Origin of the sequence: Nostoc favosum CHAB5714 (assembly GCF_020829495.1) — a bacterium.
GTDB lineage: Bacteria > Cyanobacteriota > Cyanobacteriia > Cyanobacteriales > Nostocaceae > Nostoc > Nostoc favosum.
On sequence record NZ_JAIVFQ010000025.1, the window covers coordinates 17,137 to 29,697 of the forward strand.

Sequence of the window (12,561 nt, forward strand, 5' to 3'; positions counted from 1 at the left end):
ATTACATTTTTTACAGTTTTCATAGTAGTAAATACCTGCCCTTGTGCAGTGATTTGGTATGATATGAAGCAGGTTCTATAAGCTACAAAAGGTGAAACAGCTAATTCCGGGTCTATTATGACAACTACACCAAGCTTCAATTCCTGGGTTATCTGTCCCCAACCAAATCCTCAAGCCAACTTGCGTTTATTCTGCTTCCCCTACGCTGGTGGGAACTCGGCGATTTTTCGCACCTGGCCTAATAATCTACCTAGTAATGTCGAAGTCTGCGCTGTGGAATATCCGGGACGAGGAAGACAGATTAAGTCAGCACCATTGACGCGATTAGAATCTCTTGTTGAAGCGATCGCTCCAATTCTCATGCCATACTTAGACAAACCATTCGCCTTCTTCGGTCACAGTATGGGCGGATTAGTTAGCTTTGAGTTGACCCATCTACTTCGTCAGTATAGTCTTGCTCCCTTTCACCTCTTCATCTCTGCTCGTCGCGCCCCGCAAACCCCGTTCACAAAACCACCCCTCCATATCCTATCAGACCCTGATTTGCTCAATGAGCTACGCAGTCTTAACGGTACACCCAAACCAGTACTAGAAAGCCAGGAACTAATGCAGATGTTCCTCCCCATTTTGCGGGCAGATTTTGCCGTTCTGGAAACTTATATTTACACTCAAAAACAGCCTCTGGAGTGTCCTATTACTGTTATTGGTGGTTTGCAAGACCAAGAAGTTAATCATGAGGAACTGCAAGCATGGCAAGAGCAGACGATTGCTGCTTTCTCATTACATGAGTTCAACAGTGACCACTTTTTTATCCATTCACAGCAAGAATTATTATTAAAACTTATATCTCAAGAATTGCAGATGCGTCAGCGTAGCTCGTATTAGTACAGCGCGGTTTTAAACAAGCAAAAGCCTTGATATACAAAACTTTTGACTTTTGACTTTTGACTTTTGACTTCCGCCTTGCGGTACTGGTCATCACACAAAAAAGAGTTAGGAGTCAGAATATAGAATTTTCCTGACTCGCTGAACTTCTTATATACAATATTTCTACTGTTTATTTTTGGGTAGCGATCGCTAACTTTGCCCCTTCAACTTGACGTACCCGATCCATCACCGCTACTACCCGACCATAATCAACTTTCTCATCAGCATTAATAATTACCAACACTTCTGGGTTAGAACCAACTAGAGTACGTACTTGCTTTGTCAAATCATCAATTTCAATTGGTTTACGGTTCAAACTCACTTGTTCTTTTTCATCTACCGTAATCGTAATTTTAGTGGGAACTTGCTGTTGTTTCGCTGTGCTGGCCTTCGGTAAATTTACTGGTAAACCTTCTGAGCGGGTTAAAAACAGAGTTGACATGATAAAAAATGTCAAAATTGCAAATATCACGTCAATCATCGGCACGATGTTGATCTGTAATGGAAGTTCTGGCTCATCTGGTAGACGCATACGTTTTTTCTCCTCGTTCATAGCGACGGCGGTAAAGTAATTCTAGCTGTCCCCCATACTCCTGAATTAGTGCAATTTGCCGTTGGTACAGTCCCCGGAAGGTATTGGCAAACATGAGTATGAATATAGCAACTATCAATCCTGATGCTGTTGATACTAGAGCCTCACTAATCCCAGCCGTAACACTTGCCGTTTTGCTACCTCCCACGTCACCAAGATTTAGGGAAGCAAAGGAGGCTATCAATCCTAATACTGTGCCGAGAAGACCCAACAGTGGTGCCAGACTAATGATTGTCTCGAAAAGGTTTTGGAAACGTTTTAACACAGGTATCTCAGCCTGCGATTCGCTTTCTAAGGCCAAACGAAATTCCTCTGGATTTGGCTCCTCTAGTTCTAAAGCCGCCAGAAAAATCCGGGCGAGTGGCAAATCTGCGTTTTTCTGAAGTTTATCCATTGCACCGACAACATTATCGAGACGGTAGAGATTCAAAACATCTCGCACCACGCGGCTTTGACGCTGATTAATCCTTACCCAAAACCTGATCCGCTCGATGATCAGTGCCACACCCAATACCGAAAACGCCAACAGGGGCCACATGACGATACCACCTGCTGCAAACAAATTCTGAATTCCCATGTAGTGCCTCTATAACGTCGTCCACAATACAAAATCAGACTACCAGAATCTAGATAAAAGCTGAAACTTTTTCTCAATAAAATATAAAATATAATGATAAATTTTTCAAATGTAATGCTTATGACTTTTATTTACTTGTTTGTTTGTTTTACATAAATTAATTTAATTTAATTGCAACAAAAATTAATTTTGTCCAAAAACCATGATATTGATGGTTTGATAAAGATGTTTTTGCTAGTGCAGGGTTCCGTAACGCGATCGCAATTAATTTTAATTTTTTACTTGATATTTGTAACCTTGCATTCTAAGATAACTAAATTAGTGAGAATAGGTAGCAATAGCTATGAGCTTTTCTGGCATTACTGTCGAGCAACGTTCCAAAGAAGTTGAGGCTCTCAAGTCTTTTCTGACTTACAGTCTAATAGGTTCACTGGCGCTGCATATCGGCGTACTGTCCTCAGGCATAAGTAATTATTTGACGAGAGTCCCTACGGGAGAAGAAGAACCAATAGAGGTGGCGATCGTTGATTCTCCGGCTGCGGAACCAGAAAAACCGCTTGAAAAAATTCCAGAAGAACCCAAAAAATTACCAGAAGTTGTTCAAAAACAGTCTATAGAAACTCCCCAAGTACAAAAACCAGTACAAGAATTTATTGAAAGACCAAAAATTGAACCAGTTGAACAACCAAAACAAACTACTCAAATTCAGCCAGTTGAACAACCAAAACAAACTACTCAAAACCCACAGCCAACAAATACGCAAATTGCTCCGAAGCCATTCGTCCCTGTTACAACTGTTGCTCCTCAAGGTGGCTCAGGTGGCGGCTCTGGTGTTGGTTTAGGCTCAGGTAGTGGCATTGCTGTAGGTACTGGCAGTGGTACTGGCACTGGCGGAGGTACTGGCACTGGCACTGGCGGTGGCATTGGCACTGGTACTGGCACTGGCACTGGTAGCGGTACTGGCACTGGCACTGGTAGCGGCACTGGTAGCGGCACTGGTAGCGGCACTGGCAGTGGAATTGGCAATGAAGTAGGAAACCGTCCGCCAGTAGCAACAGCGCCAACAGTGCCAACACCTCCAAAAATTAACAGTTCAGGTAATGCTAATGGTCGTGCAGCCTGCCGCGAATGTAATGCCAAATATCCAGAGGCAGCAAGACGGCGAGGAGTTGAAGGCAGAGTAGAAGTAGCTGTCGATAGTGATGCAGAAGGCAATGTTACCAATGTGCGGCTAACCAGATCCAGTGGAAACCGTGAATTGGATGAAGCCCAATTGAGACAAGCGCGTGAGTGGAAATTAAAACCCACAGAAGGTGGTAGACAAGGGGTGTCTATAGCCACTGAATTTGCCATAAAAGGTTCACGGCGATCGCGCCAAGTTCAAGAACGGCAAGCACAAAGAGAAGCAGAACAAAGAACTCGGCAGGCAACTACTGCAAACTCGACACAGCAAACTTCAACACGCAGGCGACGAGAGTTAACACCCGCATCTAATGAAGCTAGAGCCACAAGACCAGCAGAATCTCGATTGAGTCGGCGGCTGCGTCGTCAGCCTGTGGAAAGCGCTGCCCCCAGATCATCTGAAGCTAGGACAACTCGCACTCAAGGAAATGCAAGAGAGTCTTTACGCCGTATCCGGCGTGAACGAGCGGCTACTAATTCATCACAACAGCCACAAACAACCACAAATCGGAGGCGGCGAAGAGATAATAACACTAGCCAGAACAAGTTGCGGGACTCTTTGCGCCGTTTACGCCAACAACCTCAATCACCTCAATCGCAACCTGCTGCTCCCAGTCAAGAGTAGCTACGGTGGTTAAAAGTGATGTCCCGCAAGGAACTGAAGTTCCTTGCTAATAGCAAAAGTCATCTGAAAGATGACTAAGATATACCCAAAAATCTTTAGTCTACTTGAGTAGACTAAAGCTTCTAGCGTTGAACTTTAGTTCCAGGCGGGTGAGTCAGCCAAGAGTTATCAGTTATCAGTTATCAGTTATAACTGTTAACTGTTGACTGTTCACTGATTTAAGCTATTTCTAGGCTTTTGTTGACACCAATGCAGTTCGGTCTTCTCCTAAAGAGAGAGGTTAGTCGAACTCACCTTAATCTAAATCCGTAGATGGACGCAGATGGACGCAGATAATTTTGATAATTAATTATCTGTGTTCATCTATTTTGATTAGTTATGAATGAAGAATTAGCAACTAATTTTAAGCTACACATTAACCACTGGACTGATGCTGCTGCTCGTAAGGCTTTTGTCTGTGATGTTACATTTGAAGGAAGGATGATAAGTGATGTCTACGACGGGCTACGCCTACGCGCTTTTTCTCATCTAGAGCAACCAATACCCCACTCTCTACAACATAAGTGGGTATTATTGTCAAGTGAACTTGCGGTAAGTATAAATAGTTCACTTCCTTGCTTCGAGGTGAGTGATGCAGCCTAAAGTTATTTTTGGGAATGCTGCCAGCGAAGGTGCAAATCGCTGGGGTTGGTTTATGGGTTACTTTATCACCCCAGATGATGATCCTCGCTCAACCACAGCGCTAGAAATGAAGTGGGGTGTCCATAAAGCAGGAGACTGTAGAACCGAGTGGGGAGTAAATGACACCGCAGCCACTCTTTCCATCTTGATTAATGGCCAATTTTGCCTTCAGTTTGAGGATAGGGAGATGATTCTATCTCGTGAAGGTGATTATGTGCTGTGGTGTGCGGGTGTGCCACATTGTTGGGTTGCTCAGTCCGACTGTACTATTTTGACGGTAAGATGGCCTTCAACACCAGGTGATAGTGTAGCAGTGCGATCGCCACAATAATAATTTTAAAACCACATTCCGCACTTCTTTGGAATAAAGCGGTAACTATTCACGGTTAGACAAATTAAGTTCAAATCAAGCCAAGAGCAAGACGGACTTTTATACTTAGTACATGAATAGTATGGTGGTGTTAATGTTCCAGCAGTAGCGCGTGCTTTCCTAAGCGAATATTTGCTCAATTGGACAGAAAATTCTATTTGGAATAAAGTGCGAACTTGCATGATTGCCAATTTTACAACTTATTAGTCAATAGTTTATATAGCGGTTCCCATTCAGATGTGGTACAACATTACATCACGAGGTGTAGGGGCACGGCAGTGCCCATTGGTGTCAACTTAAGTTACAAATAGCTTAACTGTTGGCTGACTCACCCGCCTTGAACTAAAGTTCTTTGGCTTTTAGCTAAAGTCTACTCAAGTAGACTAAAGATTTTTGGATATATATTTAGTCATCTTCAGATGACTTTCGCTATTAGCAAGGAACTTCAGTTCCTTGTGGGACATGAGTTTTGCGTTAAGTTGACACGTATGGGCAGTGCCGTGCCCCTACGGGTGTACCTCACGTAAACTCCAAGCGCTATAGCTTTTGATGACACATTAACACAGTCAATCTCCCAAATATTAAGCAAAGTTACGTCCAGCACTGCTGTGAATAATGAAAATGGTTGCCTTTTTAATTGGAGCAAATTTTATAATTTTATTTTAGATTACTCATCCTAAATTAAAGAATCTTAATCAAAAATCTCATCTTAAAGGATGTATTTCAATATTTCTAAGGACTGATGAAGTAGTGTTAATTGTCATAGTTAATTGAAATTACTTAATTTAATATCAGGAGTCGTTATTGTGGAAAGTAATAGCAAACAACTCATAATTATTGGCGGAGCCGAAGATAAAAAGGAAGATTGTGAAATCCTGCGCGAGTTTGTACGACGTGCTGGGGGTACGAAGGCAAGAATAATAATTATGACAGCAGCAACAGAACTACCTAGAGAGGTTGGAGAAAATTATATTAGAGTATTTGAACGGTTAGGATGTGAAGATGCTCGGATTGTTGATACGGAAACTCGTGATGATGCATCTTCTTCTAGTGCATTAGAAGCTGTCAGCAAAGCCACAGGAATATTTTTTACTGGAGGAGATCAAGCTCGGATCACAAGCGTCCTTAAGGACTGGATGTCAGCTACAGCCTGATCTAAGCGTTCTTGATTGCGGGCTGCGTAGGCGTAGCCCGTCGCAGACATCGCTACATTTACACCCTCACTATAAAGTGCTTTGGCGGTGGCTAAACCAATTCCCGCACTTCCTCCTGTGACGATCGCTGTTTTACCTGATAATTTTAGTTCTAAACTCATACTACCTTACGCTCAAAAATGTAATTTACTTGCGAACCAATAATATTGCCGATTGAGAGCCTGTATTGTGGATATCCAAGATGACTCGACTTTCCTCAGATGTACAACCCAGAAGTATCTTGATTTCTGTATCTCGCTTTTCCAAGTCAACACCACAAATGACGGCAGTTACTGTTTTACTAGACAAGCTACCTATCCAGACATCAATATCATTTCCATCTCCAGAGCGAGTGTCTTGTAAATATCCATAGTCAAGCGGATAAACTAAGGATGGATAACGTGGATGTAATGACCCTTTTGGGCGTTCTATCTTGAGGTTACTAGCGGCTACAAGCTGATCTAGCTTGAACCAGAAGTCATACCTGCAATCGATCAACTCCATAGATTAATTATTTCTTTTTAGCTCCAAATCCCTCTATAATAAGGGATTTCCAAGAAATAAATTATCCAATCTTGTGGGATAAGCATCTTGCTTGCCCGTAATCAAGTCCGGGCGATACGCTCATCCCACAATAAATAGTTGGATATTTTTTGTTTGGAAGTTCCTAACGTTAATGATATTTAATAAATAAATTTACTTGCTCTGTACTTTTTTATTTCTGGTCATAGCTCTCAGACTGCTTTGCATTTTTCAACACCATGTTTGCACAACATGACCCTTCAACTGTTGTCCTAGCCAAGGTGTATTTTGTGAAAGTGTATAAAGACTTTTCCGTTCGACTTTCCAGGTTTGCTGGGGATCAAATAAAGTAAGTTCTGCTGGTTGATGAGGTAGAATCGCACTGACTTTTTGCCCCAAACACTCTGCTGGACTGCTACTCAATGCCCGCCATAATTCTAAAGCGGTAAATTCTTCAGTTTCAACGAGATATTGCCACAGCAAAGGTAATGCTAACTCTAAACCAATTGCCCCTGGAGGTGCTTCGGCAAAGGCTTGGACTTTTTCTTCGTAGCTGTAGGGTGTGTGATCAATAGCGATCGCATCTATCACACCCGCACGCACCCCTGCACGTAACGCCGCCACATCACTAGGATTTCCTAAAGGTGGGTCTAAATGCAAGCTAGTGTTATAACTCTTAACTGCTTTTGTATCAAGTAAAAGGTGCATCCAGGTGGTGCTGGCGGTGATGGGTAAACCAGCAGCCTTGGCTGAAGCGATCAGTTCCACGCTGCGAGATGTGGAAACGCGCATGATATGGACTGGTGTACCGATGGTTGCAACCAATTCAAGCATTGCTGCTAACGCAGTAGTTTCTGCACTGACGGGTATTGGGGGTAAACCGAAACGCAGAGCATCTGGCCCTTCTCTCATTACACCATTTGCTGTTAACTGGCGATCGCTAGGCCAAAATGCTATTGGTTTACCCAACGGCTGGACATACTCTAACACTCGCCGCACCAGCGCCAAATTCTCTAAGGGCTTACCATCGCTAAAACCAACAACTCCAGCAGACGCTAAATCTGCCAATTCCGTCATTTGCTTCCCAGCAACATCTAGGGTGATAGCACCCCAGAGATGAAGCAGGGGGAGAGGAGAGGCAGGGGGAGCAGGGGAGGCTGGCGTTGCAGGGGGAGCCGAATTAATTTTTTCCTTCTTCCTCATCTTTCCGTATCTCTTTTGCTGCAATTGTGCTAAAAGTGCAGGGTTATCAATAGCTGGGGATGTATCGGGTAAGATGCTAACTCTGGTAAAGCCGCCAGCAGTAGCAGATTGTAACAGAGACAACAGGGTTTCCCGTTCTTCAAACCCTGGTTCACCGGAGTGGCTGTACAAATCCACCAACCCCGGCCCGATAACTAATCCCCGACAATCTCTGATTGGAGTATCGGGGCTGATGTCAGTAATGTGCGAAGCCACTTCTTGGATATAACCATCAGCAATCAGCACATCAAAGAGTTCATCGATTTCAGAAACTGGGTCAATTACCCGTACTTTTTGCAACAGTTCAGTCATAAAAGTTTTTAGTTATCAGTTAGGGGTAGAGACGCGATTAATCGCGTCTGTACAAGAGTTAGGAGTTAGGAGTTAAGAGTTAGGAGTTATTTGTTCCTCGCTCATCACTTCTAACTTTATTCATCACTCATAATTTTTCACTCCTAACTTTATTCCTAACTCCTACCTCCTCACTCCTAACTTTTTCACAAGGCCCCTGCTGCTGTTTTATCTAGTACCCCTCCACCGAAGTGAGTGGTGATGTTCATCGCTTGCAATACTGGTAAACCATCGATTCCAGAAGGGTAGTCAATAACGCTAACTGCACCATTACCCTGGCGGAAATTCCAGAAATTTTCCAGCGATAAACCCAGAATGTGACAAAGTAAAGTTTTGTTAGTTGCGTCGTGAGCTACTACTAAGACAGTTTTAAATTGATTCGTTGATGCAGCTTCCAGAATTGATTGCCAAGCTGCAACGCTACGTTCCCACACCTCTTGCAAATTTTCCCCTTCAGGCATTTGCACTTGGGTCGGTACTAACCGCCAGCGCTGCAATTCTCCGGGAAATTCTTGCTCTATCTCTATTTCTAATTTTCCTTCCCAGAGTCCGTGACTAATTTCTCTTAAACCATCTTGCAAGTCTAACTTTACATTAGGATGTTGTTTTAGGATGATCTCTGCTGTTTCTTTAGGGCGCAGCATTGGGCTACTGCAAGCATTATCAATCGCTACCTCTTGGAGAAATTCGCCTGCTTTTTGCGACTGTTGTCTACCGTTGTCGTTGAGGGGGACATCAATTTGCCCTTGAAACCTGGTTTGGCGATTCCAGTCGGTTTCACCGTGACGCACCAATAACAACCGTATTCCTTGATGATCCGGTCGCAATGAGGGTAGACTTTCCCCAGTGTGTTGCGTCTGATTTAAGGATTCTAGCTGAACTGGTTCCCCCAATCCTCCAGCAAAATTTAGTACGCTGATGCCACAGTTAGATTGTTGTATTGAATGGTAGCGACTTGGAGGAATTCCCAAGGCTGTGCTAATTAAGGCGCGGTTAATGCCGTTATGTCCCACGATGAGAATAGTTTCGCCTTGATGTTGGGACAAAGTTTCTTGCCAAAACTGCCGCGCTTGTTCGTACAAAGCAAGAACGGGAAAATGTTCTCTTGTCCCTTGTGCATCATTCAGCAGCATCCGCAGTTCGTCGGGGCGTTGATGCCAAGTGCGGTAGTCTTCGGCAAATTTCTGCTTAACTTCAGCAGTCAGCAGTGCTTCCCATAAAGGTAAGTCGATTTCTAGTAGCAAATCAGAAACTTGGATTACAGCAGACTGTTCAGCATGAGTAGCTAACTCACTATGGATAATATCTGCTGTGTGTTTCGCTCGTTGCAGGGGACTGCTGTAAATCGCATTAAATAAAATATTGCTGAGGGCTTTGCCAACAATACTTGCATCGTTACGACCTTTTTCGGTTAATGTTGACGCATCAGTGCGTCCCTGAATACGCCGCTCGGTGTTATAACCGCTTTGACCGTGGCGTACAATGATGACACGAGTCATCTAAAAGCCCTCCTCTTATCTAGACGATTAATTCTACTGCAAAATGATTGCACATTTAGCGACTTATACCATTTCACTTTAATAATGATACAAATATGCTGGTAGGGGCTTGTCTTTGCCATGCCCTTACGATAAATTTATATCTATCAGGATTTTCGTGAATTGGTATTAGGAAGGCGGATTTAGTCAGGTACGAAACTTTATTCTTGTAGGGGACGTAGAATGAGCAGCTAAAACCGCCGTTGTGTTAACAATGTTTGCTAACAAAACTGTTTTAATTCTATATTAAATTTAGTTTAAGTTAAGTAACTAAGAACAATTCAATGTATATAGCAATCCTAAATCATTCATGAAAATCTCTCTTTATTCTCTCTGCGTCTCTCTTGCCTCTGCGGTTCGTTATACCATTTAGACATAGCAGTGAAAATGACGCAGGCACAACTTATGAATTGTGCCTACCAAGCATTTTGGGCAACCCGTAATTAATTAAAACTACAGCATTAACCTTTATATCTATATCTGATTATTCTCTCTGTAAATCCAACTGTACTTGCAATCCGTCATTGTCACTCCCAGACTGAGCCGGCGCTAATAAAACAGAAGTGTCTGGCTGTGATAATGATTCGTTAAACTGTATTCTGACGGGAGTTTTGTTACCTCTTCTATTATTGTTGGAGATGCTTGCTGGATTAGTTTGCTCAAAAAACCTTCTAAAGTCTTCTTGGGCTGTTCTATGATCAATTCCAACGAGAGAATCACCAGTTAATCTGTATTGTTCTAGATTTGAGCTTGATGTTGGTGACTGTGCGTATACTTGGCTTCCTAAGCTTGCAAAGGCTGCCGTAATCCCCAAGAAAGCAATAATTTTGGTGTTCATCTGTTTTATCCAAATTATCTTTAATATTGCTCGTCTCTTATTCTCTGGGAAAATTATTTGAATTAACTCTATCGTTAGGTTCTACTAAATTAATTGTATTGCGTATATACTTAGAGTGTCAATGGTGAATGTTGTTTTAAGCATTACCAAGCTATAACTAATGGCATCTCTTAGGAAATTGGATTACTTGGTTCATTTTCCAAGCGATCGCAGTTAAGTTCGTTGAGATATACCAGGATGAAATCAGGGATATTATCAGGTAAATCAATGGTATTCCCTTCTCTGATTGCCTGACGATAACCGACTTCTCTACGAGATGGTCTGCGTAGCTTGCTTCTTTGCAGGAGCAAACATCTACGGTAAAAATCAGGTCAAAAAAATACTCAGTAATTTTGACAGTTCTAATCTAAGCGATCGCTATCAATATTATTCCTGTTCTAAAATCCTTTCTATATCTTGTCTTGCATAGAGAATCCGGACAACTTCAATGTTTTCATCTCGCTCAAAGTAAAAAATTAGATACTTTTTAAACGCCTTAACAGCCCATTTACGTAAACCTTGTAAACAAAGATTATCTACAGGATAACGGCTACCCATTCCAGGCATTCTTGCTAACTGTGCAAAAGTTTCTCTTACAGAGTCAAAAAACAAAAGTGCCGTGTCGGGGTTTTCTTGGGCAATGTAAACAAAATACTCATCAATATCTAAACTGGCTTTGGGTGTAATGACTATCCGCTTTGTCATTATTTCTCTTGATGCAACTGGTTTATCAACTGCGTGCGTTTTTGTTGCCACCATTCATCATTAATTTCTATTGCCTCTCCACTTTCAAGTCCTGCAATTAAAAGTTCTTCTATATGTTCTTGCATCTTGCGTTTTTGGTCTTGAGTGATTAACTCTTGTAGATATTCGCTAACTGAACCGTAGCCACCTTCAGCCACTTGTTCTTCAACAAAGACTTTCATCGACTCAGGCAAGGAAATATTAATGTTACTCATAACCTTGGCAGTTAGGTTAAACTATTTATTCCATCTTATCAAGCTTGTTAGGCGTTGTCTTTGGAGAAATTTCTGCGATTAGCTTGCCCCATTGCATTTGTGTTGATGAGACGAAAAGCGATGTTTAACGACAAGCCGAGGAAGCGTCTACGCATTTAATCGGGGATTTGCACAATGTGAGCGATTGCATTTCCCAAACGAGTAAAGTGATTTGGATTCAGGGTAAACAGAGCGTCTTTAACATCAAAGGTTTCTGGTAATTCTGCCTCTACAACTAAAATTCCTTCTTTTCGATAAATGTTTGGCTGCTTAAGAGGCAGTACATTGGTCATCGAGGAGTTTTGTTGAGTATCTTCTTCAGTGACTTGCTGACTCAGTGTGGCAATTTTTTCTGCAATAGCTTGCAAAACAAACTGCTCAGTCGAAATTCCCTGACTGCTTGCCCATTTTTCAATCTTTTGTTGGAGTTGGGGAGGAAAGTTCATAGACGTAAATACAATTAACACTCCAATTGTAAAAGGCGATGTCTACGATGGTCACTGAGCGGCTGGTGAGCGGCTGGCCCTGAGCGCAGTCGTTCGCGTTAGCGTCTCCGACAGGAGAAGGGAGTCGAACCATGTCGTACCACTTGCCTACGGCACGCTTTGCGAACGTGGAAGCAAGCTAGCAAGAGCGTCTCGTAGAGAAGTGCGGGTTACGCCTACGTGCAAAGCCGGGTAGGGGCACAACATGTTGTGCCCCTACGATATCTGTACCTCACGCCTGTTGCAATCTGCTGTATGTGTATCTTATTAATACACTGCTTTTGCTCTAAATTTTGCCATTATGTTAATAAATTTAGATTCACTTCAGCATTACTTGCTCAATTTCTTGCGTGTAATATCTACGCTTTTTGATTTGCAATCAGTTGTCGTCACTAACATTG

Annotated in this window: 15 protein-coding genes and 1 pseudogene; 5 read left to right on the forward strand and 11 right to left on the reverse strand. The window is 42.5% G+C overall.

The features are described 5' to 3' along the window. The first annotated feature begins 117 nt into the window (after positions 1–117). Positions 118–885: a thioesterase II family protein gene (locus LC586_RS17700; RefSeq protein ID WP_229486059.1), complete on the forward strand. Its 768-nt coding sequence runs from the start codon at positions 118–120 to the stop codon at positions 883–885. Between the two features lie 172 nt (positions 886–1,057). On the opposite strand, the gene LC586_RS17705 is transcribed toward LC586_RS17700, so the two are convergent. Both LC586_RS17705 and LC586_RS17710 read right to left on the reverse strand, forming a co-directional pair. Next, entirely contained in the window at positions 1,058–1,459 is a 402-nt protein-coding gene (locus LC586_RS17705; protein WP_229486060.1) for an ExbD/TolR family protein, read from the reverse strand. After that, entirely contained in the window at positions 1,443–2,096 is a 654-nt protein-coding gene (locus LC586_RS17710; RefSeq protein WP_229486061.1) for a MotA/TolQ/ExbB proton channel family protein, read from the reverse strand. The genes LC586_RS17705 and LC586_RS17710 overlap by 17 nt, the downstream gene beginning before the upstream one ends. 343 nt (positions 2,097–2,439) lie before the next feature. Between LC586_RS17710 and LC586_RS17715 the strand changes: the two genes are divergently transcribed. The 4 genes and pseudogenes from LC586_RS17715 to LC586_RS17730 all read left to right on the forward strand — a co-directional run. Continuing rightward, positions 2,440–3,903, forward strand: coding sequence for an energy transducer TonB (locus tag LC586_RS17715; RefSeq protein ID WP_229486062.1), 1,464 nt, complete (start codon positions 2,440–2,442; stop codon positions 3,901–3,903). A gap of 378 nt (positions 3,904–4,281) precedes the next feature. Beyond that, positions 4,282–4,545 carry a hypothetical protein gene (locus tag LC586_RS17720; protein WP_229486063.1) on the forward strand — a complete coding sequence of 88 codons (264 nt, stop codon included), beginning with the start codon at positions 4,282–4,284 and terminating at the stop codon, positions 4,543–4,545. Then, positions 4,535–4,915: a cupin domain-containing protein gene (locus tag LC586_RS17725; protein ID WP_229486064.1), complete on the forward strand. Its 381-nt coding sequence runs from the start codon at positions 4,535–4,537 to the stop codon at positions 4,913–4,915. The genes LC586_RS17720 and LC586_RS17725 overlap by 11 nt, the downstream gene beginning before the upstream one ends. A gap of 842 nt (positions 4,916–5,757) precedes the next feature. Next, positions 5,758–6,087, forward strand: a pseudogene (locus tag LC586_RS17730) (cyanophycinase); the annotation flags it as partial. Here the strand turns inward: LC586_RS17730 and LC586_RS17735 are convergent. From LC586_RS17735 to LC586_RS17775, 9 genes are all read right to left on the reverse strand, one after another. Then, positions 6,057–6,269: an SDR family NAD(P)-dependent oxidoreductase gene (locus LC586_RS17735; protein ID WP_229486065.1), complete on the reverse strand. Its 213-nt coding sequence runs from the start codon at positions 6,267–6,269 to the stop codon at positions 6,057–6,059. The pseudogene LC586_RS17730 and the gene LC586_RS17735 sit on opposite strands and share 31 nt — an antisense overlap. Before the next feature lie 25 nt (positions 6,270–6,294). Further along, positions 6,295–6,651 (reverse strand): hypothetical protein, encoded by a 357-nt coding sequence (locus LC586_RS17740; RefSeq protein WP_229486066.1) that lies wholly within the window; start codon positions 6,649–6,651, stop codon positions 6,295–6,297. Positions 6,652–6,900: 249 nt separating this feature from the next. Then, positions 6,901–8,223 (reverse strand): dihydroorotase, encoded by a 1,323-nt coding sequence (locus LC586_RS17745; protein WP_229486067.1) that lies wholly within the window; start codon positions 8,221–8,223, stop codon positions 6,901–6,903. A 185-nt stretch (positions 8,224–8,408) separates the two neighbouring features. Next, positions 8,409–9,761: a histidine phosphatase family protein gene (locus LC586_RS17750; RefSeq protein ID WP_229486068.1), complete on the reverse strand. Its 1,353-nt coding sequence runs from the start codon at positions 9,759–9,761 to the stop codon at positions 8,409–8,411. A gap of 523 nt (positions 9,762–10,284) precedes the next feature. Beyond that, a complete protein-coding gene (locus tag LC586_RS17755) occupies positions 10,285–10,638 on the reverse strand; it encodes a hypothetical protein (RefSeq protein ID WP_229486069.1) in 354 nt (117 codons plus the stop codon). Between the two features lie 170 nt (positions 10,639–10,808). Then, positions 10,809–10,988, reverse strand: coding sequence for a hypothetical protein (locus LC586_RS17760; RefSeq protein WP_229486070.1), 180 nt, complete (start codon positions 10,986–10,988; stop codon positions 10,809–10,811). A gap of 76 nt (positions 10,989–11,064) precedes the next feature. Next, positions 11,065–11,382 (reverse strand): type II toxin-antitoxin system RelE/ParE family toxin, encoded by a 318-nt coding sequence (locus tag LC586_RS17765; RefSeq protein WP_229486071.1) that lies wholly within the window; start codon positions 11,380–11,382, stop codon positions 11,065–11,067. Continuing rightward, the gene (locus tag LC586_RS17770) at positions 11,382–11,636 is read right to left on the reverse strand and encodes a type II toxin-antitoxin system ParD family antitoxin (protein ID WP_229486072.1); all 255 of its coding nucleotides are present in this window, start codon (positions 11,634–11,636) and stop codon (positions 11,382–11,384) included. Before LC586_RS17770 ends, LC586_RS17765 begins: the two co-directional genes overlap by 1 nt. A gap of 155 nt (positions 11,637–11,791) precedes the next feature. Continuing rightward, positions 11,792–12,121 carry a hypothetical protein gene (locus LC586_RS17775; protein WP_229486073.1) on the reverse strand — a complete coding sequence of 110 codons (330 nt, stop codon included), beginning with the start codon at positions 12,119–12,121 and terminating at the stop codon, positions 11,792–11,794. Between the last annotated feature and the right edge of the window lie 440 nt (positions 12,122–12,561).

Excerpts from the sequence above, each read along its gene's own strand:
- LC586_RS17725 (WP_229486064.1), top strand. The coding sequence starts at position 4,535 with ATGCAGCCTAAAGTTATTTTTGGGAATGCTGCCAGCGAAGGTGCAAAT.
- LC586_RS17705 (WP_229486060.1), bottom strand. The coding sequence starts at position 1,459 with ATGCGTCTACCAGATGAGCCAGAACTTCCATTACAGATCAACATCGTG.
- LC586_RS17715 (WP_229486062.1), top strand. The coding sequence starts at position 2,440 with ATGAGCTTTTCTGGCATTACTGTCGAGCAACGTTCCAAAGAAGTTGAG.
- LC586_RS17720 (WP_229486063.1), top strand. The coding sequence starts at position 4,282 with ATGAATGAAGAATTAGCAACTAATTTTAAGCTACACATTAACCACTGG.
- LC586_RS17755 (WP_229486069.1), bottom strand. The coding sequence starts at position 10,638 with ATGAACACCAAAATTATTGCTTTCTTGGGGATTACGGCAGCCTTTGCA.
- LC586_RS17770 (WP_229486072.1), bottom strand. The coding sequence starts at position 11,636 with ATGAGTAACATTAATATTTCCTTGCCTGAGTCGATGAAAGTCTTTGTT.
- LC586_RS17710 (WP_229486061.1), bottom strand. The coding sequence starts at position 2,096 with ATGGGAATTCAGAATTTGTTTGCAGCAGGTGGTATCGTCATGTGGCCC.
- LC586_RS17745 (WP_229486067.1), bottom strand. The coding sequence starts at position 8,223 with ATGACTGAACTGTTGCAAAAAGTACGGGTAATTGACCCAGTTTCTGAA.
- LC586_RS17750 (WP_229486068.1), bottom strand. The coding sequence starts at position 9,761 with ATGACTCGTGTCATCATTGTACGCCACGGTCAAAGCGGTTATAACACC.
- LC586_RS17740 (WP_229486066.1), bottom strand. The coding sequence starts at position 6,651 with ATGGAGTTGATCGATTGCAGGTATGACTTCTGGTTCAAGCTAGATCAG.
- LC586_RS17775 (WP_229486073.1), bottom strand. The coding sequence starts at position 12,121 with ATGAACTTTCCTCCCCAACTCCAACAAAAGATTGAAAAATGGGCAAGC.
- LC586_RS17700 (WP_229486059.1), top strand. The coding sequence starts at position 118 with ATGACAACTACACCAAGCTTCAATTCCTGGGTTATCTGTCCCCAACCA.
- LC586_RS17735 (WP_229486065.1), bottom strand. The coding sequence starts at position 6,269 with ATGAGTTTAGAACTAAAATTATCAGGTAAAACAGCGATCGTCACAGGA.
- LC586_RS17765 (WP_229486071.1), bottom strand. The coding sequence starts at position 11,382 with ATGACAAAGCGGATAGTCATTACACCCAAAGCCAGTTTAGATATTGAT.